This is a genomic window from Streptococcus sp. 1001283B150225_161107_H12 (assembly GCF_015552665.1).
In the GTDB taxonomy this organism is placed as follows: domain Bacteria; phylum Bacillota; class Bacilli; order Lactobacillales; family Streptococcaceae; genus Streptococcus.
Genome location: NZ_JADNFC010000001.1, coordinates 326,932 through 351,831 on the forward strand (window position 1 = coordinate 326,932; position 24,900 = coordinate 351,831).

Here is a 24,900-nt window from a genome sequence, read left to right on the forward strand (position 1 = left end):
TTCCTATTTTGACTTTATCCGGAGACGCCCTTTATATCTTAATTAGTCATGGAACTTCTTCGAAGTTCGCTGACGTCCGCATTCACCTAAGGAAAGTTTCTAAGTGAACTTTGCCTCTATTCTAAAACAATTATCTTGCAATCAGTGTTTTTAAGTCTCCAAATAAGAGGTATCATTCCAAGTTTCTAAGTAAAAGTGCTCAAAATCATCTGTTGTCAAAATGGTCACACTGGCATTGGTGAGACCGCCATTTTTACGGAGTTCCTCTGTTTTATAGCCAAGTAGGCTCCGAATAGAAGCGGTTAAATTAGCCCCATGGCCAACGATTAGAATGGCCTCGCCAGACTTGTCTTTTAAACTTTTGATAAAATTTACGGTCCGTTGGGTGGTTTCTTCAACGGATTCTGCTCCGAAAATATCGTGGTGAAACTCAGCTAAATTATGACGAAAGGCCTTCATTTCCTCCGGATAGAGAGCCTTCAACTCCACAATTTTTCTACCTTCTAACCTACCAAGCCGCCATTCCCGTAGAGCAGGAGTCTCTTGGAGGGAGATAGGATGTTGATTTTGCTCGAGAATGATTTGAGCGGTATGGACAGCTCTAGGCAGGTCACTTGAATAAGCTGCATCAAAGTATGTTTGAGATAAATGCTGGCCCAAGGCTTTTAACTGCTGGATGGAAGATTCTAAAAGCGGAGAGTCACCATTTGCCCCTTGGATACGTCCCTCTTCATTCCACTCAGTACGTCCGTGACGGACAAAATATAATTTCATATTGGTTTTATCCTTTACTCAACTAAGTCCTCGAAGCTAGCCTTGACAAAATCAGCTAAATCTTGCGCCTTGATTTGAATACTGTGACCAACTTCACCTGCAGAGACAATCATCTGATCTAGATCAAGGGCTGACTGGTCAATAAAAATAGGGTAGTTGTGTTTTTGTCGAATGCCAACAGGATTATTGGCCCCATGAATGTAGCCCGTCGTCTTTTCCAAGTCTTTTTGCGGAATCATACTAACTTTTTTATTGCCAGATAGTTTTGCCAATTTTTTTTCTGACAAGTGGGCAGAGATGGGAACAATCCCAATGACGGGACCAGTTTTATCACCTATTAGAGCCAGTGTCTTATAGATTTGATCAGTCGTAATCCCTTCTGGAATGATTCCCTCAAGGGCATTGATTTGTAATCCTGTATGGTTGATTTTTGCTTTTTGCAAGATTTGTTCAACCAATGTTTTTTTTACTTTTTGTTTTTTTGCCATCTCACTCTTCTCTTTCTCTTAATTTCCTAACATTATATCACACTCTTTGAGTTTCCGTTCAAGAGAAAAAGAGGCAGTTGCCTCTTTTAATTTTTTTCGACTGTAAATAGTTTTCGGTAGATCTTTTCTTGATCTTGTGTAGGCGCAATCTGGTTCAAGTCCAAGTAGTGGGTGAAGCCATTCAATTGCCCCTGAGAGGTGTACTGATGAAGATCATACTCGTCATCGGTAGATGGGGCAGCATTGTAGTAGCCGTCATCATAGCCATAAGTTGGAATCCAGAGGGCGGTAAATTTATCTGTGGAGATACTATGTTCTTCCATGAAATAGGTCCCAATATAGATTCCGATATTTTTGGCTCCCAATGATTCTAGCTTGGCACGGAAAGCTTCCACTCCAGCGTTCATATCATTCATCGTTTTTTCTTCTACATCCAACCAATAATAGGTTGGTTTGTATTTTTTGGACGCCTGATAGAACTCTTCTGCTTCCTTTTCCATTTCTTTTTTGTCCTTGGCAGCTACGTAAGCATATACCGCAACTGGAATATTTCGTTTTTGAAACTCTTTAATATGAGTTTCGTATGATTTGTCAATTCCATTTAAATAAGTTGCAGCATTTTCTTTTTTAGCTTGAGCGCCACTATGAACTCGAACAATGACTCCAGAAACATTCTGTGCTAAGAGATCATAATCAATCTCGCTTGGCAATTGCCAACCAGAGATATCAATAATTGGTCGATTCAAAAATTCTTGATCTAATTCTTCAACTGAGTCAGAAGAAGAGGAAGATGGGATTTTTGTTTGATTGGTTTTCTTTGCCTCTTGTAGAGTCTTGTTTCTAGCAAGTTGATTCCTTTGGATATCTGCTACTGTTTTAGAAATTATCAAAAAGGAAAAGATACTTGCGAAAAAGACAAAGAGGACAATTGGTTTAATCCTTTTTCTCATACAGAATCATTTTACCGTAAAAGATGGAAAAAGGCAAAACAAAGGGTCCGAAAACAGGAAAGAATAAGATGATATTATAGTGAATCAGAGAATTGATTTTCCTTGCTTCCTCACAATAGTTGAAGTAGAAATAAGAGTTAGACTGGTCTGTTTGATCATCTTTTGAAAGTGAAAACCGAATCTTATTTGGTCTTTCCTTTTTTTTACTATTGAAAGGTGATATAATGAAATTTGAAAATTAGAAGTATGGGTGTTACATGAAATTAGAAAAACGTCATTTTTTAAACTATTCAATCCTGATCCCTTACCTCCTTTTGTCAGTATTGGGATTGATTGTAGTCTACTCGACAACGAGTGCCTTAGCCATCCAAAAAGGGGTTAGTCCTTTCGGAATGATCAGAAGCCAGGGGATCTTTTTTGTTCTAAGTTTGATCACTATTCTGATTACCTATAAGGTGAAATTAAATGTCCTTAAGAAAAAGGGCTTCATTGGAATTTTCATTATAGCTGAGACGATCCTTCTTTTGCTATCACGTTTCATCACAGATACGGTGAATGGTGCGCATGGATGGTTGAGTTTTGGAGGTTTCTCTATTCAGCCAGCTGAGTATTTGAAAATTATCATCGTCTGGTACTTGGCCTTGGTCTTCTCCAAAAAGCAAGAAGAGATTCAACGATATGATTACCAAGCGTTAACCCACAATCAATGGCTTCCTCGAGATTTGTCGGATTGGCGTTGGATGGTGCTCTTCCTGATTGCTATTGTGGTCATCATGCCAGACTTAGGAAATGCGACCATTCTTGCACTGACAACCTTAATTATGATTAGTGCAAGTGGGATAGCTTACCGCTGGTTTTCAAGCCTATTAGCCATCCTAGTGGGAGGCTCAACCGTTCTTCTTTATTCCATTCAGCTAATTGGGGTAGAGCGTTTCTCTAAAATCCCTGTCTTTGGCTATGTAGCGAAACGTTTCAGTGCTTTTTACAACCCCTTTAATGATTTATCAGATTCGGGACACCAACTAGCCAATTCTTATTACGCCATGAGTAATGGGGGCTGGTTTGGCTTGGGACTTGGAAATTCGATTGAAAAGCAAGGGTATCTGCCAGAAGCTCATACAGACTTTGTCTTTTCAATCGTTATTGAAGAACTTGGTTTTGTGGGAGCTAGTCTCATCTTAGCCTTGTTGTTCTTCTTAATTTTGCGCATTATTCTTGTCGGGATTCGGGCAAGAGATCCATTTAATTCAATGATGGCGATTGGTATAGGAGGGATGCTCCTGACCCAAACCTTCATCAACATTGGTGGAATTTCTGGGCTGATTCCTTCGACAGGGGTGACCTTCCCCTTCCTTTCACAAGGAGGAAATAGTTTGTGGGTCTTATCCATTGCGATTGCCCTTGTCTTAAATATTGATGCGAGTGAAAAGCGCGCCCTAGCTACTCAAGAGGCCCCTTCTTACGAGAAGCCTCAGAAAATTCAGAGCTATTACTAAACCGGTGTGAGTAAAGAAAGGAATTATCATGACTTTACAAAAACTAGAGAGCTATACTAACAAAGAGATTATCAAAGAAGAAGCTGAGATTTTAACCACTATTTTAGAAGATATTGCTAAAAATTTGGTGAGTCCAGAAACCTTTGATAAGATTCTTGAATTGAAAAAACTATCTGTTTCAAAAGACTATTTAAAATTGGATCAAATTGTCAAAGAGCTATCAAATGAAGAGATGACTGTGATTTCTCGCTACTTTGCCATTCTCCCCTTGTTGATTAATATCTCTGAAGATGTCGATTTGGCTTTTGAAATCAATCATCAAAATAATGTGGGGCAGGACTATCTAGGGAAACTATCGTCCACCATTCGCGAGGTGGCTGAGACTGAAAATGCTCAGGAAATCTTGGAGCACCTCAATGTAGTACCGGTATTGACCGCTCATCCGACCCAAGTGCAACGGAAAACCATGTTGGACTTAACCACTCACATTCACAGTCTTTTACGCCAACATCGAGATGTAAAAGCTGGCTTGATGAACGAAACCAAATGGTACAACAATTTGCGTCGTAATATCGAAATTATGATGCAAACCGATATGATTCGTGAAAAGAAACTCAAGGTAACCAATGAGATTACCAACGTCATGGAATACTATAATAGTTCCTTCCTTCAGGCTGTTCCTAACTTAATGTTGGAATACAAACGTCTTGCCAAGGAGCAGGGGATTGAGTTGCAACACCCCAAACCGATTACGATGGGAATGTGGATCGGTGGAGACCGGGATGGGAATCCTTTTGTAACCGCAGAGACCTTGAAGCGATCAGCTACGATTCAAAGTGAAGTCATTCTGAACTATTATATTCAGAAAATCTCTAGTCTTTATCGGAACTTCTCCCTCTCTACCAACCTTTCAAAAACCAGTCAAGCGGTTGAAGAGATGGCAGCCCGTTCCAGTGATACATCTGTCTTTAGAGAGAAGGAGCCCTACCGTCGGGCCTTCCATTATATTCAATCCAAGTTGGTCCAAACCTTGTTGAATATCAAGGAATGGTCTGTCGTTGGCTCAACAGTAGATGACCGTCATCCGGTTGAGCGTCTTCTCGGTGCTCACACCCATCAACAAGGAGTGGTTTCCGATTATATCGGTACCCGAATCAGTGGTGCCATCCAAGAGTTGGCAGAAGATCGCCCTCCTTATTACGAAACAGTTGAAGAATTTAAACAGGATTTGACCCTTATTCAAGAGTCATTGATTGAAAATAAGGCAGAAGCTTTAATCTCAGGGGAGTTTGCTGAGTTATTAGAAGCAGTAGAAGTCTTTGGATTCTTCTTGGCTTCGATCGATATGCGTCAAGATTCGAGTGTCCATGAAGCTTGTGTTGCGGAACTTCTCAAAGAAGCTGGAATCAATGACCATTACAGTGATTTGTCAGAAGACGAAAAGTGCGAGTTGCTTTTACAAGAGTTGTTAGAAGATCCTCGTATTTTATCTGCTACCCATGCAGAAAAATCAGAATTGCTTGAAAAAGAATTAGCTATTTTCCAAACAGCGCGTGAATTAAAAGACCGCTTAGGAGAAGATGTTATTCGCCAAACCATTATTTCTCATGCAACCAGTGTATCGGATATGCTTGAGTTGGCTATCATGTTGAAAGAAGTGGGACTGATTGACAAGGAAAGCGCACGTGTGCAAATTGTTCCCCTCTTTGAGACGATCGAAGACTTGGATCAATCTGAAGATACAATGAGAAAGTATCTATCACTTCCAATTGCTAAACGCTGGATTGCTTCTAAGAATAACTACCAAGAAATTATGCTTGGTTATTCAGATAGTAACAAAGATGGTGGTTATCTATCTTCTTGTTGGACTCTTTATAAGGCCCAGCAACAATTAACAGCGATTGGCGACGAGTTTGGTGTCAAAATTACCTTCTTCCATGGCCGTGGGGGAACGGTTGGTCGTGGGGGTGGTCCAACCTATGAAGCCATCACCTCACAACCATTGAGATCCATTAATGACCGCATTCGTTTGACGGAGCAAGGCGAGGTTATTGGCAATAAATATGGGAACAAGGATGCAGCTTATTACAACTTGGAAATGTTGGTATCTGCAACGATTAACCGGATGATTGCTAAGCAGAAGAGTGAAAAGAGTATGTCCGATCAGTACAATGAGATTATGGACCAGATTGTCAATCGTAGCTACGATATTTATCGTGAACTGGTGTTTGGCAATGAGCATTTCTATGATTACTTCTTCGAATCCAGTCCGATTAAGGCCATTTCTAGTTTCAATATTGGTTCCCGTCCAGCAGCCCGTAAGACCATCAAAGAAATCGGTGGCTTGCGTGCTATTCCTTGGGTCTTCTCATGGTCACAGAGCCGGGTGATGTTCCCTGGCTGGTACGGTGTAGGCTCTAGTTTTAAAGAATTTATTGATGCAGATCCTGAAAACATTGAAACCTTGCGTTATATGTACCAAAAATGGCCATTCTTCAAGTCTCTTCTTTCAAACGTAGACATGGTGCTCTCAAAAGCCAATATGAACATTGCTTTTGAATACGCCAAGCTTTGTGAGGAAGAGGAGGTTCGTGACATCTTCAATATTATCCTGGACGAGTGGCAATTAACTAAGGATGTTATTTTACAGATTGAAGGTCATGATGAACTCTTAGCTGAGAACCCTTATCTAAAAGATAGTTTAGATTATCGTATGCCATACTTTAATGTTCTAAACTATATTCAATTAGAATTAATTAAACGCCAGAGACGCGGCGAATTGCCTGCTGATCAGGACAAGTTGATTCATATCACGATCAATGGTGTCGCAACAGGATTGCGTAATTCTGGTTAATCGTGAACCTTAAAACCAATCCCGATTAAAGGGATTGGTTTTTTACTGGAATATAGTGAAAATGATTGTGAAAAAACTCGAAAATTGGTCGCAAAGAATGAAATATCTAGCTGTTTATTTCAAAAAAGAAGTGGAAATGAGATTTCACAAACTTTCATTTGGATAAATTCCTTTAAGAAAAAAGAAATAAGAAAAAAAGCTAGTAAAACACTTGCAATTTAGACGAAATTTGATAAAATAGTAAGGAAAGTTAGACTGTATTGCCTACTGTCTATCTATAAAATATATTTTATTGGAGGCTTTTACTCAAATGGCAAAAGAAAAATACGATCGTAGTAAACCACACGTTAACATTGGTACTATCGGACACGTTGACCACGGTAAAACTACCCTAACTGCAGCTATCACAACTGTTTTGGCACGTCGCTTGCCTTCATCAGTTAACCAACCTAAAGACTATGCGTCTATCGATGCTGCTCCAGAAGAACGCGAACGCGGTATCACTATCAACACTGCGCACGTTGAGTACGAAACTGAAAAACGTCACTACGCTCACATCGACGCTCCAGGACACGCGGACTACGTTAAAAACATGATCACTGGTGCCGCTCAAATGGACGGAGCTATCCTTGTAGTAGCTTCAACTGACGGACCAATGCCACAAACTCGTGAGCACATCCTTCTTTCACGTCAGGTTGGTGTTAAACACTTGATCGTCTTCATGAACAAAGTTGACTTGGTTGACGATGAAGAATTGCTTGAATTGGTTGAAATGGAAATCCGTGACCTTCTTTCAGAATACGATTTCCCAGGTGATGACCTTCCAGTTATCCAAGGTTCAGCTCTTAAAGCTCTTGAAGGTGATGCTAAATACGAAGACATCATCATGGACTTGATGAACACTGTTGATGAGTACATCCCAGAACCAGAACGCGATACTGACAAACCATTGCTTCTTCCAGTCGAAGACGTATTCTCAATCACTGGACGTGGTACTGTAGCATCAGGACGTATCGACCGTGGTATCGTCAAAGTCAACGACGAAATCGAAATCGTTGGTATTAAAGAAGAAATCCAAAAAGCGGTTGTTACTGGTGTTGAAATGTTCCGTAAACAACTTGACGAAGGTCTTGCAGGGGACAACGTTGGTGTGCTTCTTCGTGGTATCCAACGTGATGAAATCGAACGTGGACAAGTTATCGCTAAACCAGGTTCAATCAACCCACACACTAAATTCAAAGGTGAAGTTTACATCCTTACTAAAGAAGAAGGTGGACGTCATACTCCATTCTTCAACAACTACCGTCCACAGTTCTACTTCCGTACAACTGACGTAACTGGATCTATCGAACTTCCAGCAGGAACTGAAATGGTAATGCCTGGTGATAACGTGACTATCGACGTTGAGTTGATCCACCCAATCGCCGTTGAACAAGGTACTACATTCTCTATCCGTGAAGGTGGACGTACTGTTGGTTCAGGTATGGTTACTGAAATCGAAGCTTAATTCGATCTAGTTCCCAGATTAACAATTATATAGACAGACAGAAAACCCCGTGAAGACGGGGTTTTTATTGTTTTAAAAAGTAAAAGAGTTTGTGCAACCTTTCATTATCACGAAAATTATGGTAAAATAGTTAGTATAAAATTAGAAAAACGAGGTATGTGAAATGTCACGTAAACCATTTATTGCTGGTAACTGGAAAATGAACAAAAACCCAGAAGAAGCTAAAGCATTCGTTGAAGCAGTAGCATCAAAACTTCCTTCATCTGATCTTGTTGAAGCTGGGATTGCTGCACCTGCTCTTGACTTGACAACTGTTCTTGCTGCTGCTAAAGGTTCAAACCTTAAAGTTGCTGCTCAAAACTGCTACTTTGAAAACTCTGGTGCCTTCACTGGTGAAACTAGCCCACAAGTTTTGAAAGAAATCGGTACTGACTATGTTGTGATCGGTCACTCAGAACGTCGTGATTACTTCCACGAAACAGACGAAGACATCAACAAAAAAGCAAAAGCAATCTTTGCTAATGGTTTGCTTCCAATCATCTGTTGTGGTGAAAGCCTTGAAACTTACGAAGCTGGTAAAGCAGCAGAATTCGTAGGTGCTCAAGTATCTGCTGCTCTGGCTGGTTTGACTCCTGAGCAAGTGGCTGCATCTGTTATCGCTTATGAGCCAATCTGGGCGATCGGTACTGGTAAATCTGCATCACAAGACGATGCACAAAAAATGTGTAAAGTGGTTCGTGACGTTGTAGCTGCTGACTTCGGTCAAGAAGTAGCTGACAAAGTACGTGTCCAATACGGTGGTTCAGTGAAACCTGAAAACGTTGCTGAATACATGGCTTGTCCAGACGTTGATGGAGCTCTTGTTGGTGGTGCATCACTTGATCCAGAAAGCTTCTTGGCATTGTTGAACTTCGTAAACTAATCGAACATAAATAAGACGAGAGATTTCTCGTCTTTTTTATCTTAAAAAAACCAGCTAGTAAGCTGGCTTTTGTTTTCTTATGAGCGTCCTAAGATTCGTTTGATCAGGGACAAGGCTTTGAATTTCAGAGGATTTGGGTAATAACGGAAGGTTCCCATCTTACGGACGATGTAGCCATTGAAGTTCTGTTTGAAACGAAGAACACCGTCTGATCCGTCAAAGATCCCTTGAATGCCTAGGAAATTGTATAAGGTGATTCCTTTTTCTAACGCTCGCTTCATTGCATGGTATTGAATCAAGAAGGCTGCAGAAAATTTCTGATATTTGGTATACGAACCACCAAATAAATAGGTCACTTCTGATGGATTATAGATGATGAGGGCGCAGGCCAAAGGAACAGTTTCAGCAGTTTCATCAGCCAAGGTCTCACGGACAAGTGTCTTTTGTTTCTCTAACTTTTGCAACTGTTGCTCATATTGTTTAGATGAAGGATTCAGCAAGGAAATCTTCTGGTCTAAGTAAGCGAGTGCATCAGCTGTATTGATTTCAGCAATGAGAAATTCTGCATTTTTCCCAAATGTATCATAGAGATCGTAGTAGTAGTCTAGACTCTTATCTTCAAAACCTTGACGTTTTCCAGTTTCCTCAATAATTTGTTTAAACTGAGGGATTTCCTCTCTACTAATATTTCGAATAGAAATATCATAGTTGAGGGCAGTCGTAATATTACGACTACAGTTCTTGTTGAAGGATTTTAGGAGAGATTTTGCATCAAAATCGGTGAGGTCCTTCAGATAATGCCAAACTGGCTCTCCTCCAGGATAGCCCACTTGTAAACCATCAAATTGATAGCCTAGATCCAGTAGGGGATGGAGAAGTTGTTTTTGCTCTTCTTCAGTTGGATTTCCATTATTATCGAAAGTTTGATAGTGGTCATAGGGTTTTAAAATGAATTCGATACCACCATTTTTTTTTACATAATCCTGTAATGCTTTGTAAAAATCTGGTAGATGGCGTGCATCCGTCACGATGGGGCCATTATTGATTTCGTAATGCAAGCCTCCAGTCATGGGTAGGCTGTATAAAATGGCAGAGATAGCTAATGTTCCTTGCTCTTCCCATCCAATATATTGAATGGTTGCGCCTCTTTTTTGAAGCAAATCAGCCATTTCAATACTCTGTAAAAAAGAGTGATTGGAAGTAGTAAGAGAGTGTTGGTAAAATTCTTCCCTACTAATAATCTTGAATGTCATAGGTCACCTTACTGTTTATTTCTTAGTTTTTTTCGTAACTGATAGGCCTTGTTAACAAGGGGATAAAGCATGCTAGTTTGGAGGTTGAATTCGCCAACAAATTCTTCGATCATTGGATTAAATTTTGACTTGAAGTGGTAGAGTCCCCCATCTAACTGGTTCTCAACTCCTCCCATATTTTGCCAAGTAGCTCCATGGTCAAAGGCATGCTGGGCTGTTTCATACCAAGTCAAAATAGCTGGTTGATAGCGGCGGAAGTTCTCATCCATTCCTGCATAGACATTCTCTGAAGTGCCTCCAAATTCAAGAGTTAAGGTTCCAGAAAGAGAAACAATCTCTTGGCCTGCTTTTAGCTCTTGATGGAGAAATTGGATTTCTTCTTCCAAGCGTTCTTTTTCTTGACGGTTATTATCGATCTTGCCTGGTTTTGTTTTTTCGTTAAAACGACTAGCTTCGGCTTGGTTTTTTTCCAGCTGTTCCTTGAGTGAAGCAAGACGTTGAGCTAAGTTAATTCTTGAGAGAGTGATATAAGATTGTCCTGCATAGGTTGTTAGCAGTTTCTCATAATAGTCTCTTCCACGAAGATGGATACCTTTTCGCGCTTCTGTCTTTTTCATCAGAGCTGCAAATTCGTCTAAGAGTTCAGTGCCTCCAAAGATGACTTCAACTCCTTTATTTCGAGCAGTCCGAATGGCTTGCTTGGTAGATTTGGACAGTTGGTCCTCAGTGAAGTATTCCTTGTAGATATTGGCCTGGAAGCGTGGTTGAATGGTTTCTCCCATGTCTTCTGTCCGTCCAACCCATTCCACTCCACATTCTTTTAAGGATTGGATAATCGCCAAAGTAGCCTCTTGATCACTTGTTTCTTGGCCGATTAATCCTTTTCTTAGGAAAAGGGAGGGATCAAACTTGGCGAAGACAGCACGCTTGCTTTTAGCATATGTTTTGATGGATTGGAGCATGAAGGCTACTAATTCGCTGTTTTGGTAATCCATAATAGGTCCACGTGGGATATAGAGCATGGTAAAACCAAGTGGAAGTGGCTGGATTAAAATACTTGCGACAGCGACTAGTTTGTGATCTTGGTAAACGCCAAGGCGCTCATTGCCCCAGTTGTCCTTGATTTTTGCCCAATCGGCGCTCTGAAGCAAATTGGTTTGGGGGCTAGTTTTAACGAATTCATCATGTTCTTCGGCAGTAATGCCGATTTTGTAAGTATACATTAATGGAGTACCCACTTTCTAAGGGCGTAAGCAACACCCGACTCATCGTTGGATCGCGTAACAACTTTCGCAATCTTTTTTAATTCAGGACTAGCATTGTCCATCGCGACTGGGAGACCAGCAACTTCTAGCATGGCCTGGTCGTTTTCTTGATCGCCGACCGCCATTACTTGTTCTGGACTTAAGTGTAACTTGGAGGCTAAGTGTAAGAGGGCCTGGCCCTTATCAACTGTCTTAGGCAAGATCTCAAGGTAAAAAGGTGCAGAACGCACAATCGTAAAACGGTCGTAAAAACTATCTGGAATAGAGGAGATGATTCTTTCTAAGACTTCCGGTTCATCGACATACATACACTTGAGCACCGTATGATGCTCCATTTCTTCTGGAGTCCGGTAGAAAAGATCCGAGTGGACCAATTTGGCTTCATGGACAGTGTAGGTACCAATGTTACGATTGGCTGTATAAATGCCAGACTTGGTACTAGCGTGCATAGGAACCGCTAATTTGCGAGCTAGCACTTCAATGTCTAAATAGTCATTGTAGGAGAGGTGTTCTTCATAGAGCGTTTCGCCAGTATGGGCATCTTGAACCAGTCCTCCATTGAAGGTGATGACGAGGTCACCTGGTTGATCCAAATGAAGTTCTTCTAACAATTGAAGGACACCAGAACGAGGACGACCAGTTGCTAAGACAACATGGACCCCTTGAGCTTTGGCATCTTGGATGGCTTGAAAAACTTCGGGGGTTATTTGGCCGTCAGATGTTAAAAGAGTCCCATCGATATCAAGTGCAACAAGTTTAATGTTCATCTTTTTCTCCTGTGAAGGTATCGTTAACAATATAGGACTGGAATAATTGTAGTTGAGGTGTAAATAAGCTATTTTCAAGCAACATTTCTTTTGGGAAATAGAAGCGGTTATCCCCTTGTCTGCTACCGGCTAAGGAAGCAACGATAGGAGAGAGAAGGGATAGTTCAGCTAAATTTCCATCCTTCTGGATGATCTCAATTTGAGTACGAGGTTTTTCTGAATCTGGTCGGTAAACGTCGTAAGGAAGGTCAAAGTTTCGATGAATAGCCGTATAATAGGTTGGATCGAAACCGACCTCTTGAATCAATTGTTTGAGAGCAGCTAATTGTTCTTCATCCTTATCTTGAAAGAGAATGGATTTGAAAACCTTGCGATTGATAAAACGCTGGGCCAAATCAGAGAGTACGGAGTCAGGACTCTCCATCCAAGATTGAAAGTAGGTATTCATAACGCCGTCGTCCAAAGCCAAGTAATCGGCCAGGCTAACTTGGTGCTCAAAAAAAGGAATTAGTCGAGGAGAAGTCACTTGAAAGAACTCTTTATGCGCAAGGTAGAGATGACGTGCCCGCTTGAGCAGGTTCTGCAATAGGACTTCCATTGCTCTGGTGGCTGGATGAAAGTAGACCTGCATATACATTTGATAGCGAGAAACAACATAATCTTCAACCGCATGCATCCCATTGACCTGAAAAGCAATTCCGTTTTCTACTGGGCGAATGACACGCAATATACGAGTTAAATCAAAATTCCCGTAAGAAGCCCCAGTGAAGTAGGCGTCTCGTAGAAGGTAATCCATGCGATCGACATCAATCTGACTAGAGATTAACTGCACCACCTGTTTATTAGGGTAGGTGTGGTCGATAACACTGGCTACCTTTTGAGGGAAGTCTGGTGCTACTTGAATTAATACCTGGTAGATTTCTGTTTCAGGACAGGTAATAATTTCCTGGGTCATTTTTTCATGATCAGTATCAAATAGCCCTTCAAAGGTATGCGAATAAGCGCCGTGTCCGATATCATGGAGCAAGGCGGCAACCATGGTGAGAAGGGATTCGCTTGAGTCCCATTGGTCGGTGTATTTCTCATCAAAGATTGATAGGATGCGCCGAGCAATTTCATAGGCACCTAGACAGTGCGAAAAACGACTATGCTCGCCCCCATGAAAGGTAAACCCAGAGGTTCCTAACTGTTTGATGCGACGTAGTCGTTGAAATTCTTTTGTATTAATGAGCTTGTAAATGACTGGGTGATCCACGTGAATATAGTTGTGCACAGGATCCCGAAATACTTTTTCATTCATGCCACTATTATAGCAGAAAACGGCCTAAATTGGTATCGAGAGATGGTTGCAATAGGAAAAAGATAGAAGTTTTTGGTAAAATAAAGGAAAGAGGGAAAGGATGGGAACTTTTGAAGATTAGAATACAAAATCAGATTCAATTTGATGATCAACTGGAAGTGATGGACCAATATTACGAAGGGGAATGGAAGGAAAAAGGCGGCTATCACTATCTGCTCTACACCAACGAAGAAGGAGAAAAAGTCGCTTTGAAATTTCATGATCAAGAATTGACCATGACTCGCTTTTCAACGCCAAAATCCATCATGAAATTTATAGTTTCAGAGAAAGGTCATGCGCTCATTCCAACTCCCCTAGGCATGCAGCAGTTTGTGATTGATACTCAGGAATATAGATTGGAGCAAAATAAGCTTGGTTTGTCCTATCAGTTGTTAACGGCAGATGGAAGTCAACAATTCGCAACCTATCGCTTAGAATTGACATGGGGAGACTAGTTTATCAGTAGTTTTTCTTGATATTTTTACAAGGTGTGGTATAATGAAACTACTCAAGGGAGTAGCTGGCGGTTAACCGCGATAGTGTCGTCATTCCGAATTATTTCCGGCACTATATTAAACAGCGAGACTTGTTTTTTTAAAAAAACAGGTCTCTTTTTTTGTAAAAAGAGACCAAAAAAGGAGGAGACTGTTTTGTCAAAAGAACAAAATAAAGATTTGTTTTACACGCAATCTTCTGAGGAAGTCCTAAAGAATTTGGACTCATCTATCGAAGGTTTGTCAACTGCTCAAGCTCAAGAACGCTTAGCGACTTATGGTCGAAATGAGTTGGAAGAGGGCGAAAAACGTAGCCTACTAGCTAAATTCCTTGATCAATTTAAGGATTTGATGATTATTATCTTGCTTGCGGCTGCGGCACTTTCTGTCATTACAGAAGGAATGGACGGCTTAACAGATGCCATTATCATCTTGGCCGTAGTTGTCCTGAATGCAGCCTTTGGTGTTTACCAAGAAGGGCAAGCTGAAGCAGCTATTGAAGCGTTGAAAAATATGTCTAGCCCGATGGCTCGTGTTCGTCGTGACGGTCATGTCATTGAGATTGACTCAAAAGAATTGGTGCCTGGGGACATCGTCTTGCTAGAAGCAGGGGATGTTGTACCTGCTGATATGCGTTTGTTTGAAGCAGCTTCTCTTAAAATCGAAGAAGCAGCTCTTACAGGGGAGTCTGTGCCAGTTGAAAAAGATGTGACAGGACTTGTTGAAGCAGATGCTGGTATTGGGGACCGAGTTAATATGGGTTACCAAAACTCAAACGTAACTTACGGTCGTGGTATTGGTGTCGTGACTAACACTGGTATGTATACTGAAGTTGGTAAGATTGCGGACATGTTGGCTAATGCTGACGAGACAGAAACACCATTGAAGCAAAGCTTGGAACAATTATCTAAGGCCTTGACTTACTTAATCATTGTGATTGCAGTGATTACCTTCTTGGTTGGTGTCTTTGTTCGTGGCGAACATCCATTAGAAGGCTTGATGGTGGCGGTTGCCCTTGCGGTTGCGGCTATTCCAGAAGGGCTTCCTGCTATTGTAACCATCGTTCTATCTTTGGGAACTACAACCCTTGCAAAACGGAATTCAATCGTCCGTAAATTGCCAGCGGTTGAGACTCTCGGTTCAACAGAAATCATCGCATCTGATAAAACAGGTACTTTGACTATGAACCAAATGACTGTTGAAAAGGTTTATACCAACGGTCAATTGCAAAGCTCGGCATCTGAAATTGCTGCTAACAACAATACGCTACGTATCATGAACTTTGCCAATGACACTAAGGTGGACCCATCTGGCAAGCTGATTGGGGATCCAACGGAGACAGCTCTTGTACAGTTTGGTTTGGACCACAACTTTGATGTTCGTGAAGTCTTGAAGGATGAGCCACGTGTGGCTGAATTGCCATTTGACTCAGACCGTAAACTCATGTCTACCATTCATAAGGAAGCAGACGGTTCTTACTTTATCGCTGTCAAGGGTGCACCTGACCAATTGCTCAAGCGCGTGAGTCGTATTGAAGTCAATGGGGAAGTTCGCCCAATCACAGAAGAAGATAAAAATGCTATCCTTGCAACCAACAAAGACTTGGCTAAACAAGCCCTTCGTGTCTTGATGATGGCTTACAAGACAAGTAACGAAATTCCAACCTTGGAATCTGAAATTGTTGAATCTGACCTCATCTTCTCTGGTTTGGTCGGAATGATTGACCCTGAGCGCCCAGAAGCTGCAGAAGCTGTTCGTGTTGCTAAGGAAGCGGGTATCCGTCCGATTATGATCACGGGTGACCACCAAGATACTGCTGAAGCTATTGCTAAACGTCTCGGTATCATCGATCCAAATGATACAGAAGACCATGTCTTCACTGGTGCTGAGTTGAATGAACTCACGGATGAAGAATTCCAAAAAGTCTTCAAGCAATACTCTGTCTACGCGCGTGTATCTCCTGAACACAAGGTTCGTATCGTGAAAGCATGGCAAAAAGAAGGTAAGGTTGTTGCCATGACAGGTGACGGGGTCAATGACGCGCCATCGCTTAAAACAGCTGATATCGGTATCGGTATGGGGATTACAGGTACAGAGGTTTCTAAGGGAGCTTCTGATATGGTCCTCGCCGATGATAACTTTGCAACCATTATCGTAGCGGTAGAAGAAGGACGTAAAGTCTTCTCCAATATCCAAAAATCAATCCAATACCTCTTGTCTGCTAATATGGCTGAAGTCTTCACCATCTTCTTTGCTACCTTGTTAGGTTGGGATGTGCTTCAACCAGTGCATTTGCTATGGATTAACTTGGTAACAGATACGCTACCAGCCATCGCCCTTGGTGTGGAACCAGCTGAGCCAGGCGTTATGACTCACAAACCGCGTGGCCGTAAGTCTAACTTCTTTGATGGTGGTGTCTTCGGAGCAATCATTTATCAAGGGATCTTCCAAACGATGCTAGTTTTAGGTGTTTATGGTTGGGCTCTTCTCTTCCCAGAGCACCAAAGTCATACTGAAATCCATGCGGATGCCCTTACCATGGCTTTTGCAACTCTCGGTTTGATCCAATTGCTCCATGCCTTTAACGTTAAGTCGGTTTACCAATCAATCTTTAAAGTGGGACTCTTTACCAACAAGACCTTTAACTGGTCTATCCCAGTTGCCTTTGTACTCTTTGTGGTGACAATTTTGGTTCCTGGATTTAATAATCTCTTCCACGTTTCAAACTTGAGCTTGACTCAATGGATGGTTGTTGCCGTAGGAGCACTTATGATCGTGGTCCTTGTTGAGATTGTTAAAGCAGTCCAACGAGCGCTTGGAAAAGATAAAAACGCTATTTAAACAATCATGAAAAGTCATCTTCGGATGGCTTTTTTGTGTACAGAAATGTCTGGGCATATTTCTTGAGGCAAGACTAGATTTTTGATACACTAGACAACAGTTTGAAGAAAGGAAACTTATATTATGAAAAAGTTTTTTGCTGAAGTAATCGGCACTTTTATGCTTGTTTTTATCGGGACTGGCGCCGTTGTTTTTGGAAATGGGACTGAAGGTCTTGGGCATTTAGGAATTGCCTTGGCATTTGGTTTGTCCATTGTTGCAGCTGCATACTCTATCGGGACTGTTTCTGGTGCTCACTTGAATCCTGCTGTTTCGATTGCTATGTTTGTCAACAAACGCTTGTCATCTAAAGACTTGGTTAACTACATTGTAGCTCAAGTAGTGGGAGCTTTCCTTGCGACTGCTTCTGTCTTCTTCCTTTTGTCCAATTCCGGTATGTCAACAGCTAGTCTTGGTGAAAATGCCTTGGCTAAAGGAGTAACTCCATTTGGCGGTTTCTTGTTTGAAGTGATTGCATCCTTTATCTTTATCTTGGTCATCATGACAGTGACATCAGCTTCTAAAGGAAACGGGAAGATTGCTGGTCTTGTCATCGGTTTGAGCTTGACCTTGATCATTCTTGTTGGTTTGAACATTACAGGTCTTTCTGTAAACCCAGCTCGTAGCTTGGCTCCTGCACTCTTTGTAGGTGGTGCAGCCCTCCAACAAATTTGGATCTTTATCCTTGCTCCAATCGTTGGTGGTGTCTTGGCAGCGCTTGTTGCAAAGAATCTCCTTGAAACTGAAGCTTAAGCCATTTTAACGAAAAAAAGATTTCGATTCCCTATGGGGGCGAAATCTTTTTCTTTTTAGCAGTCAAGGATGGTTAAAGCCTGACGAAATTCGCTTGCTAACTGTTGTCTTTTGTATTGATGAAATTCAGGTAAGTCTTTCACAGCGTTGTAACGTTTATGAAGACGATACATGTCAGGGATCTTGTACTGTGGATAGGCCTTGAAAAAGTCTTCTGTTAGTTGCCACTCTCGAATATAGCCAAGAGGCCGCATGTGATAGTGGACGTTATCGATGGCTCTGGAAGGATGGCGATGATGCAAGTGTCCGAAGACGACATCCGCTACCTCGTGCTTTACAAAGAGATCGTGAAAAGCTTGACTACCTAAGAAGGCATTAAAATTCTGAAAGTAGGGGTGGCTAACGAGGAAGTCCTTGTGGGGGACAAAGTGAAGAGCGACGATGATTCTACCATCTAAAGAAGCGAGGACCTGATCCAATCGGAAGAGGACTTCTTGCGTGATCCTTGGATCATCTAAAGGACGTTCCAATCTTCGATCAAACCAGAAAGTATTCTTGGTACGTAGATGGGCCTCCTTGCTCTTTTCAGGAACAAAGCTATAATCGTACCATCCAGCAAGAGATACTAAATGGTTATCCCCAAAGGTCTGGACCTGAAAATCGTACTGTTTGATTTCTTCTTCTGAAAGAAATAGCATATCGTGATTGCCCAGGTTAAAGGAGACAGGAAGCTGTCTTTGGATGTCCCGAATGAAGGGAAGGCTTATCTGTTTAAAGTCATTGGAAATGTCACCAGCTAGATGAAGGTGATTAATCTGTTCTTCTTGTAGGACCTGCAGGAGTTGCATGCGTTCGGCCTCGCCAAACTGATTGGAATCCAGGTGCAGGTCACTCATAAAACCAATACGTGTCATATCACTAGTGTATCATAAGTTGATGAGAAAGAGGAAGGTAACCAACATGTAACAAATCTAACAATTATGTAACAAGGGAGGTGACAACGACCTGGTTTTATGCGATTTTTGTAGGGTAAACCATCCTTACTATCTCTTACTATGTGCAAATGACGGGGTTTGTGGTATAATAGACTGATACTTAGAAAGAGGTACTTATGGATATTTCAGAAATCCGTCAGAAAATTGACGCGAATCGTGAAAAATTAGCTTCTTTCAGGGGGTCTCTTTGACTTAGAGGGTCTGGAAGAAGAAATTGCCATTTTGGAAAACAAAATGACAGAACCTGATTTTTGGGATGATAATATTGCGGCGCAAAAAACGTCCCAGGAATTAAATGAGTTGAAACAAACCTATGAGAATTTCCATCAAATGACAGACTTGTTTGATGAATCCGAAATCCTTCTTGAGTTTCTCTCAGAAGATGAATCCGTTCACGAAGAGCTAGAAGAGAAGTTGACAGAGTTGGATAAGATGATGACCAGTTATGAGATGACGCTTCTCTTATCAGAACCCTATGATAATAATAATGCAATCTTGGAAATCCATCCGGGATCTGGTGGTACTGAGGCTCAGGACTGGGGAGATATGCTTCTTCGGATGTATACCCGCTTCGGAAATTCTCATGGTTTCAAGGTGGAAGTCTTGGACTACCAGGCAGGAGACGAGGCTGGGATTAAATCCGTTACCTTGTCTTTCGAAGGACCGCATGCCTATGGCTTGTTGAAATCTGAAATGGGCGTTCACCGTTTGGTACGGATCTCGCCATTCGACTCAGCTAAACGTCGCCATACTTCCTTCACATCAGTTGAAGTCATGCCAGAATTGGATGATACCATTGAAGTGGAAGTCCGAGATGATGATATCAAGATGGATACCTTCCGTTCGGGTGGAGCTGGTGGACAAAATGTCAACAAGGTTTCTACAGGTGTTCGTTTGACTCACATCCCAACAGGGATTGTGGTTGCTTCGACGGTTGACCGGACTCAGTACGGAAACCGTGACCGTGCAATGAAAATGTTGCAGGCGAAACTTTATCAATTGGAGCAAGAAAAGAAGGCAGCTGAAGTGGATTCCTTAAAAGGTGATAAAAAAGAAATCACCTGGGGAAGTCAGATTCGCTCTTACGTCTTTACACCATATACCATGGTGAAGGATCACCGTACAAGCTATGAAGTGGCCCAAGTTGATAAAGTAATGGACGGAGATATTGATGGCTTTATTGATGCCTATTTAAAATGGCGTCTCAATTAAAGTCCTCCTTCTATATAAAATGTGGAAAGGAATTTTCAATACATGTCAATGATTGAAATGAAAGATGTTGTCAAAAAGTATGACAACGGAACGACAGCTCTTCGAGGAGTGACCGTTCATATTGAACCAGGAGAATTTGCCTATATTGTAGGACCTTCTGGTGCAGGTAAATCAACCTTTATTCGCTTGCTTTACCGTGAGGTGAAGCATGATAAAGGTAGCTTGAAAGTTGCTGGTTTTGATTTAGATAAAATCAAAAAACGTGATATTCCGATGTTGCGTCGGAACGTTGGGGTAGTCTTCCAAGACTACAAATTGCTTCCTAAAAAGACCGTTTATGAAAATATTGCCTACGCAATGGAAGTAATCGGAGAGCGTCGTCGCAACATTAAAAAACGCGTAATGGAAGTTTTAGACCTTGTTGGTTTGAAACACAAGGTTCGTTCATTCCCAAATGAGCTTTCAGGTGGTGAACAACAACGGATCGCTATCGCGCGTGCCATCGTCAACAATCCTAAAGTATTGATTGCGGACGAACCAACAGGGAACTTGGACCCAGATAACTCTTGGGAAATTATGAACCTCTTAGAGCGAATTAATTTGCAAGGTACCACTGTTTTGATGGCGACCCATAATAGCCAAATTGTAAATACACTTCGTCACCGTGTTATCGCCATTGAAAATGGCCGTGTTGTACGGGATGAAGCGGAAGGAGAGTACGGATACGATGATTAGAAGATTTTTCCGCCATCTCATTGAATCATTTAAAAGTTTAAAACGGAATGGCTGGATGACCATTGCTGCGGTTAGTTCGGTGATGATTACACTTGGACTTGTAGCGATTTTTGCCTCAGTTATTGCGAATACGATCAAGCTATCAGATGATATTCAAAATAGTGTACGGATTGTTGTCTATATGCGTAAGGATATCCAAGATCAAAGCCAGCAGATTGAAAAAGAAGGCCAGATGGTTGATAATGAGGACTACAAGAAAGTCTATAATGCGTTGACAGCCATGAAGAATGTTGATAAAGTTGAGTTCTCCAGCAAGGAAGAACAATATGAAAACTTGATCAAGACTGCCGGTAACAACTGGAAAATTTTTGACGGCGATGCCAATCCACTCTATGATGCCTATTTTGTAGAGACAACGGCTCCTAAGTATGTAAAAGAAGTTTCCAAGGCCGCTAAGAAAATCGAAGGGGTGTCTGAAGTAAAAGATGGGGGAGTTGATACTCAACGTCTCTTTGCTCTCGGGAACTTCATCCGTATCTGGGGCCTGATTGGTGCCGCTTTACTAATCTTTATCGCAGTCTTCTTGATTTCTAATACGATTCGGATTACCATTATTTCACGAAGTCGAGAAATCAAGATTATGCGTCTTGTAGGTGCTAAGAGTGGCTATATTCGTGCGCCATTCCTTCTAGAAGGTGCCTGGATTGGCTTGATTGGTGCAATTCCACCAGCTCTCTTGCTTTATTATGTTTATAATATTGTCTACAAGTCCATGTACAATACCCTACAAGATCAGAAATTGTTCTTATATAGTCCAAACCTTCTTGTTCCGATTATGGTCGGAGGACTGTTTGGTCTCGGTATTTTAATTGGAGCACTTGGCTCATCTATTTCAATGAGACGTTTCTTGAAGATTTAAGATTATACAAAAAAGGAAGTTCAAAAGAACTTCCTTTTTATCGATTTCGAAAGAAGGGATTAAACATTTTTTCATGACCGATAGTGGTATCATTTCCATGTCCTGGGTATACTGCATAAGAAGATGGAAGAGTGAGCAATTGTGTCTCAATACTTTCAAGGAGTTGGGGTCCACTTCCTGTCGGCAAATCGGTCCGTCCAATAGTTTCTCGGAAAAGGGCATCTCCTGTCAAGACAAGGTGGTCATCAGGAAAGACCAAGGAGACCCCTCCGATGGAATGTCCTGGTGTGTGAAGAACATAAAAATGGAAGTTCTTCAAATGATAATCTGTTCGGTATTCAAAATGCTCTTCGGCTGGCTGGCAGACCACATCCGTTAAATCAGAATGGCGGTCTAGTCCGGAAAGATTGTCCACAGGACTTTGAAGCCAGGCTGCTTCATGAGCATCTACATATACAGGTGGATGGTCGTATGTTTCACGAACTCTTTCTAAGCTCATGATATGGTCGTAGTGGGTATGGGTGAGGAGAATAGCAGCAATTGGTTTTGCGAGTTGATCGATGCGACTGCGAATTTGTTCCCAAGCACTCCCGGGATCAACGACCAGAAGATAGTCCTTGTTTTCAAGCAAGTAGGTGTTTTCATAAGCGATGGGATTGACAATGCGGTGGATTTTCATAAGAGCTCCTTTCTCTATTAGTCTATCAAAAATATTGTAAAATAGCTGACTAAAACGCCTCTAGAAACCGAAGAATCGTCGCTTGGCTGGATTTGGTCCTTTCAATGTCATAAAATACCAAGCAAAGCGAGTCGGAAAATGATATAATTTTAAGTGCTATGACGACGAATGTTAAAAGAAAATATGCTGTCGTGGACCTGGAAGCGACCAGTGCAAGCAGCAATGCAAAAATTATTCAAATCGGGATTGTCATCATTCAAGATGGGCAGATTGTAGAGACCTATGAGACTGATGTCAATCCGCATGAGGAACTAGACGAACATATTCGTCAACTGACTGGGATTACCAATCAGCAACTCAGGAAGGCCCCTGACTTTTCACAGGTGGCCAGACAAGTATACGAACTGATTGAAGATGCTGTCTTTGTGGCTCATAATGTTAAATTTGATGCCAATCTCTTGGCAGAATCATTGTTTTGGGAAGGGTTTGAGCTCATAACCCCCCGGATCGATACGGTTGAATTGGCCCAAGTCTTTTTCCCAACACTAGAAAGATACAATTTAAGTAGCCTGTGTGAAGAATTGGCGATTCCTCTAGACCATGCTCACTCAGCTATTTCTGATGCGCAAGCAACCGCCCAGCTATTTCTTAAGCTTCGTGAAACGATTGCTTCCTTACCAAGGGAATTGGTGGAAACCTTGCTATCATTTTCTGATAATCTGATTTACGAGTCGAGACTCTTGATAGAGGATGCATTCGAGGATGCGGGAGCTTTTCATAAAGAGGACTTGACATCTCACCATGGGATTTTTCTTCGTAAGCCTCTGATCAAAAGAGATGCCAAGAATTTTTCTGATCAGTTTGCTATTAATATCCAGTTAATGGGCATGGAACCCCGTCCCTTGCAGCAAGAGTTTGCCCAGTCAATTGAAGAAAGTCTTCAGTCTTCCAGAGAAGTAGCAACCTTTATCGAGGGACCTACTGGGATTGGAAAAACCTATGGCTACCTCCTTCCCTTACTAGCGCATACAAGGGACCAGATTGTTGTCAGTGTTCCAACCAAGGTCTTACAAGACCAAATCATGCAAAAGGAAGCTAAGACGATTGAGGACGTTTTTCAGACTTCTTTTCATAGCCTAAAGAGTCCTCAAAATTATTTAAAACTGGATGAGTTCTTTCGAATCTTGCATGAACCGGAGGAAAATCGCCTCTGGAATCGGTTCAAAATGCAATTGCTAGTCTGGTTGACCCAAACAAGGACGGGTGATCTAAACGAAGTGGGACAGCTCCATCGTTACGGGAATTTTGTTCAACGAATCCGTCATGATGGGAAGCTATCAAAAAAATCTTTATTTTACACAGAAGATTTTTGGCGTCTCGGTCAAGAAAAAGCCAAAATGAGTCGAGTCTTGCTCACCAATCATGCCTATTTATTGACTCGATTAGAGGATGATCCTTCTCTAGTAGAAAATCGGACTCTAGTGGTGGATGAAGCACAAAAACTTTATTTTTCATTGGAGCAGTTTTCAAGGGCTTCCTTATCCTTATCGGATTTCATGCTAGATCTGCAACGGGAGATTGAAATAGAAAAATCCTTGTTGAAACGACGGATCCTTGAAAGTCTCCAATTTGAATTGAATGCTCTACTCAAACATCTTGAATCGGGTAGCAGAAAGGTCGAACTAACAGCGGAACAGGTGAAAAAAATTCGACAGGATTTATCTGAACTAGATAGTCCAGTCTTGGCTGCATTAAAAATGGTCTTTGATCCTCGTTTTCAAATTTTTTGGATTGATCGTACACAAGAGAATCAGCATCCGATAATTCGCTTGCAGTCTGGAAGAGAGGGCTTGGTTTCCCTTCAAGACTTTATTCCAACAACTACCAGACTTCTCTTGGTCTCAGCTACCTTATCGATTAGTAAAAAGGTCAATCTAGCTTCGATTTTAGGAATTGAGAACTACCAATTCATCGGGAAAGAACTATCCTATCATCAAGGTCAAACCATCTTCATCGATCGAGAATTTCCTGATTTAACCAACCTGACTCAAGAGGAATTAGCTATCTCTTTAGCAGGATATTTGGATGAGCTAGCAGCTACTGGCTTGCCTCTCTTTGCCTTGTTTACGTCCAAAGACTTGCTTCTAGCGACTTCACATCAGATGACAGTGAGCCATCTGGCTCAGTATAAAAATGGCGAAGCGGCAAATATTAAACGGCGATTTGATAGAGGGGAAGCTTCTGTCCTTTTAGGATCCGGTAGTTTTTGGGAGGGAGTCGATTTTGCCCAGCAAGCAAAAATCATTCAAGTCATTCCTCGCATCCCTTTTGATAATCCAAGTGATTTCTTCGTACAAAAGCTACATGAAGCCTTGCGTCTTGAAGGGAAAAATCCTTTCTATGATTATAGTTTGCCACTAGCTATTTTACGCTTAAAGCAGGCTCTTGGACGCTCGAGTCGTTCGAGCGAGCAAGAATCTCTAGTTATTTTATTAGATCAACGCTTATTAAACCGTCAATATGGCTCGCAGATCCAAGCTAGTTTAGAGAAAATAGCTCCTCTTGTCATTGCTAAGACAGGAGAAGTAAAAGAAGTTGTTGAACAATTTAGGAGTTAA

The 24,900-nt window shown here is 41.5% G+C and carries 20 protein-coding genes; 11 read left to right on the plus strand and 9 right to left on the minus strand.

Translation table 11 applies throughout. The features are described from left to right. Window positions 1–150 precede the first annotated feature (150 nt). The 3 genes from I2C87_RS01485 to I2C87_RS01495 form a co-directional block, all read right to left on the minus strand. Complete coding sequence (locus I2C87_RS01485; protein WP_195323722.1) at window positions 151–774, minus strand: histidine phosphatase family protein; 624 nt, start codon at window positions 772–774, stop codon at window positions 151–153. A gap of 14 nt (window positions 775–788) precedes the next feature. Beyond that, window positions 789–1,262 carry an aminoacyl-tRNA deacylase gene (locus tag I2C87_RS01490; protein WP_195323723.1) on the minus strand — a complete coding sequence of 158 codons (474 nt, stop codon included), beginning with the start codon at window positions 1,260–1,262 and terminating at the stop codon, window positions 789–791. An 86-nt stretch (window positions 1,263–1,348) separates the two neighbouring features. Next, on the minus strand, window positions 1,349–2,212 hold the full coding sequence (locus I2C87_RS01495; RefSeq protein WP_129821895.1) for a GH25 family lysozyme: 864 nt from the start codon (window positions 2,210–2,212) through the stop codon (window positions 1,349–1,351). A 257-nt stretch (window positions 2,213–2,469) separates the two neighbouring features. Here I2C87_RS01495 and ftsW point away from each other — a divergent pair, with 257 nt between their 5' ends. The 4 genes from ftsW to tpiA all read left to right on the plus strand — a co-directional run bounded on the left by ftsW (window position 2,470) and on the right by tpiA (window position 8,991). Next, entirely contained in the window at window positions 2,470–3,708 is a 1,239-nt protein-coding gene (gene ftsW, locus I2C87_RS01500) for a cell division peptidoglycan polymerase FtsW (RefSeq protein WP_048717375.1), read from the plus strand. Between the two features lie 28 nt (window positions 3,709–3,736). Next, entirely contained in the window at window positions 3,737–6,562 is a 2,826-nt protein-coding gene (gene ppc, locus I2C87_RS01505) for a phosphoenolpyruvate carboxylase (RefSeq protein WP_195323724.1), read from the plus strand. Window positions 6,563–6,872: 310 nt separating this feature from the next. Then, window positions 6,873–8,069, plus strand: a complete 1,197-nt coding sequence (tuf, locus tag I2C87_RS01510; RefSeq protein ID WP_006595927.1) for an elongation factor Tu — start codon at window positions 6,873–6,875, stop codon at window positions 8,067–8,069. 163 nt (window positions 8,070–8,232) lie between these two features. Next, complete coding sequence (gene tpiA, locus I2C87_RS01515) at window positions 8,233–8,991, plus strand: triose-phosphate isomerase (protein WP_125329839.1); 759 nt, start codon at window positions 8,233–8,235, stop codon at window positions 8,989–8,991. Window positions 8,992–9,068: 77 nt separating this feature from the next. Here the strand turns inward: tpiA and I2C87_RS01520 are convergent, their stop codons facing one another. From I2C87_RS01520 to I2C87_RS01535, 4 genes are read right to left on the minus strand one after another with little or no spacing between them, the layout of a single operon-like run. Further along, the gene (locus tag I2C87_RS01520; RefSeq protein ID WP_195323725.1) at window positions 9,069–10,244 is read right to left on the minus strand and encodes an aminoacyltransferase; all 1,176 of its coding nucleotides are present in this window, start codon (window positions 10,242–10,244) and stop codon (window positions 9,069–9,071) included. A gap of 8 nt (window positions 10,245–10,252) precedes the next feature. Further along, window positions 10,253–11,467: an aminoacyltransferase gene (locus I2C87_RS01525; RefSeq protein ID WP_195323726.1), complete on the minus strand. Its 1,215-nt coding sequence runs from the start codon at window positions 11,465–11,467 to the stop codon at window positions 10,253–10,255. After that, window positions 11,467–12,276: a sugar-phosphatase gene (yidA, locus tag I2C87_RS01530; RefSeq protein ID WP_195323727.1), complete on the minus strand. Its 810-nt coding sequence runs from the start codon at window positions 12,274–12,276 to the stop codon at window positions 11,467–11,469. Before yidA ends, I2C87_RS01525 begins: the two co-directional genes overlap by 1 nt. Next, the gene (locus I2C87_RS01535; protein WP_140814167.1) at window positions 12,266–13,576 is read right to left on the minus strand and encodes an HD domain-containing protein; all 1,311 of its coding nucleotides are present in this window, start codon (window positions 13,574–13,576) and stop codon (window positions 12,266–12,268) included. Before I2C87_RS01535 ends, yidA begins: the two co-directional genes overlap by 11 nt. Before the next feature lie 110 nt (window positions 13,577–13,686). Here I2C87_RS01535 and I2C87_RS01540 point away from each other — a divergent pair, with 110 nt between their 5' ends. From I2C87_RS01540 to I2C87_RS01550, 3 genes are all read left to right on the plus strand, one after another. After that, on the plus strand, window positions 13,687–14,070 hold the full coding sequence (locus I2C87_RS01540) for a DUF1934 domain-containing protein (protein ID WP_061564180.1): 384 nt from the start codon (window positions 13,687–13,689) through the stop codon (window positions 14,068–14,070). A 195-nt stretch (window positions 14,071–14,265) separates the two neighbouring features. Continuing rightward, entirely contained in the window at window positions 14,266–16,950 is a 2,685-nt protein-coding gene (locus I2C87_RS01545) for a cation-translocating P-type ATPase (RefSeq protein WP_195323728.1), read from the plus strand. Between the two features lie 123 nt (window positions 16,951–17,073). Then, window positions 17,074–17,742 carry an MIP/aquaporin family protein gene (locus I2C87_RS01550; RefSeq protein ID WP_006595935.1) on the plus strand — a complete coding sequence of 223 codons (669 nt, stop codon included), beginning with the start codon at window positions 17,074–17,076 and terminating at the stop codon, window positions 17,740–17,742. Window positions 17,743–17,798: 56 nt separating this feature from the next. Here I2C87_RS01550 and I2C87_RS01555 read toward each other — a convergent pair whose 3' ends face one another. Then, on the minus strand, window positions 17,799–18,656 hold the full coding sequence (locus tag I2C87_RS01555; RefSeq protein ID WP_195323729.1) for a metallophosphoesterase: 858 nt from the start codon (window positions 18,654–18,656) through the stop codon (window positions 17,799–17,801). A gap of 197 nt (window positions 18,657–18,853) precedes the next feature. Between I2C87_RS01555 and prfB the strand changes: the two genes are divergently transcribed. The 3 genes from prfB (at window position 18,854) to ftsX (ending at window position 21,603) form a co-directional block, all read left to right on the plus strand. Beyond that, window positions 18,854–19,949, plus strand: a protein-coding gene (gene prfB, locus I2C87_RS01560) for a peptide chain release factor 2 (RefSeq protein ID WP_195323730.1) whose coding sequence is annotated in 2 segments (ribosomal slippage) — window positions 18,854–18,925 and window positions 18,927–19,949 — 1,095 coding nt in all. Because the reading frame shifts where the segments join, the coding sequence is not laid out codon by codon here. A gap of 42 nt (window positions 19,950–19,991) precedes the next feature. Next, window positions 19,992–20,684, plus strand: a complete 693-nt coding sequence (gene ftsE / locus I2C87_RS01565) for a cell division ATP-binding protein FtsE (RefSeq protein ID WP_006595938.1) — start codon at window positions 19,992–19,994, stop codon at window positions 20,682–20,684. Further along, window positions 20,677–21,603 (plus strand): permease-like cell division protein FtsX, encoded by a 927-nt coding sequence (gene ftsX / locus I2C87_RS01570; RefSeq protein WP_048714915.1) that lies wholly within the window; start codon window positions 20,677–20,679, stop codon window positions 21,601–21,603. Before ftsE ends, ftsX begins: the two co-directional genes overlap by 8 nt. A 37-nt stretch (window positions 21,604–21,640) precedes the next feature. Here ftsX and I2C87_RS01575 read toward each other — a convergent pair whose 3' ends face one another. Further along, the gene (locus I2C87_RS01575; protein WP_195323731.1) at window positions 21,641–22,282 is read right to left on the minus strand and encodes an MBL fold metallo-hydrolase; all 642 of its coding nucleotides are present in this window, start codon (window positions 22,280–22,282) and stop codon (window positions 21,641–21,643) included. Window positions 22,283–22,440: 158 nt separating this feature from the next. On the opposite strand from I2C87_RS01575, the gene I2C87_RS01580 reads away from it, so the two are divergent. Further along, on the plus strand, window positions 22,441–24,900 hold the full coding sequence (locus I2C87_RS01580) for a bifunctional DnaQ family exonuclease/ATP-dependent helicase (RefSeq protein WP_195323732.1): 2,460 nt from the start codon (window positions 22,441–22,443) through the stop codon (window positions 24,898–24,900).

Coding starts and splice junctions, on each gene's coding strand:
- ftsX (WP_048714915.1), top strand. CDS start 20,677: ATGATTAGAAGATTTTTCCGCCATCTCATTGAATCATTTAAAAGTTTA.
- yidA (WP_195323727.1), bottom strand. CDS start 12,276: ATGAACATTAAACTTGTTGCACTTGATATCGATGGGACTCTTTTAACA.
- I2C87_RS01525 (WP_195323726.1), bottom strand. CDS start 11,467: ATGTATACTTACAAAATCGGCATTACTGCCGAAGAACATGATGAATTC.
- I2C87_RS01575 (WP_195323731.1), bottom strand. CDS start 22,282: ATGAAAATCCACCGCATTGTCAATCCCATCGCTTATGAAAACACCTAC.
- tuf (WP_006595927.1), top strand. CDS start 6,873: ATGGCAAAAGAAAAATACGATCGTAGTAAACCACACGTTAACATTGGT.
- ppc (WP_195323724.1), top strand. CDS start 3,737: ATGACTTTACAAAAACTAGAGAGCTATACTAACAAAGAGATTATCAAA.
- I2C87_RS01520 (WP_195323725.1), bottom strand. CDS start 10,244: ATGACATTCAAGATTATTAGTAGGGAAGAATTTTACCAACACTCTCTT.
- ftsW (WP_048717375.1), top strand. CDS start 2,470: ATGAAATTAGAAAAACGTCATTTTTTAAACTATTCAATCCTGATCCCT.
- ftsE (WP_006595938.1), top strand. CDS start 19,992: ATGTCAATGATTGAAATGAAAGATGTTGTCAAAAAGTATGACAACGGA.
- I2C87_RS01580 (WP_195323732.1), top strand. CDS start 22,441: ATGACGACGAATGTTAAAAGAAAATATGCTGTCGTGGACCTGGAAGCG.
- tpiA (WP_125329839.1), top strand. CDS start 8,233: ATGTCACGTAAACCATTTATTGCTGGTAACTGGAAAATGAACAAAAAC.
- I2C87_RS01490 (WP_195323723.1), bottom strand. CDS start 1,262: ATGGCAAAAAAACAAAAAGTAAAAAAAACATTGGTTGAACAAATCTTG.
- I2C87_RS01485 (WP_195323722.1), bottom strand. CDS start 774: ATGAAATTATATTTTGTCCGTCACGGACGTACTGAGTGGAATGAAGAG.
- I2C87_RS01535 (WP_140814167.1), bottom strand. CDS start 13,576: ATGAATGAAAAAGTATTTCGGGATCCTGTGCACAACTATATTCACGTG.
- I2C87_RS01550 (WP_006595935.1), top strand. CDS start 17,074: ATGAAAAAGTTTTTTGCTGAAGTAATCGGCACTTTTATGCTTGTTTTT.
- I2C87_RS01555 (WP_195323729.1), bottom strand. CDS start 18,656: ATGACACGTATTGGTTTTATGAGTGACCTGCACCTGGATTCCAATCAG.
- I2C87_RS01495 (WP_129821895.1), bottom strand. CDS start 2,212: ATGAGAAAAAGGATTAAACCAATTGTCCTCTTTGTCTTTTTCGCAAGT.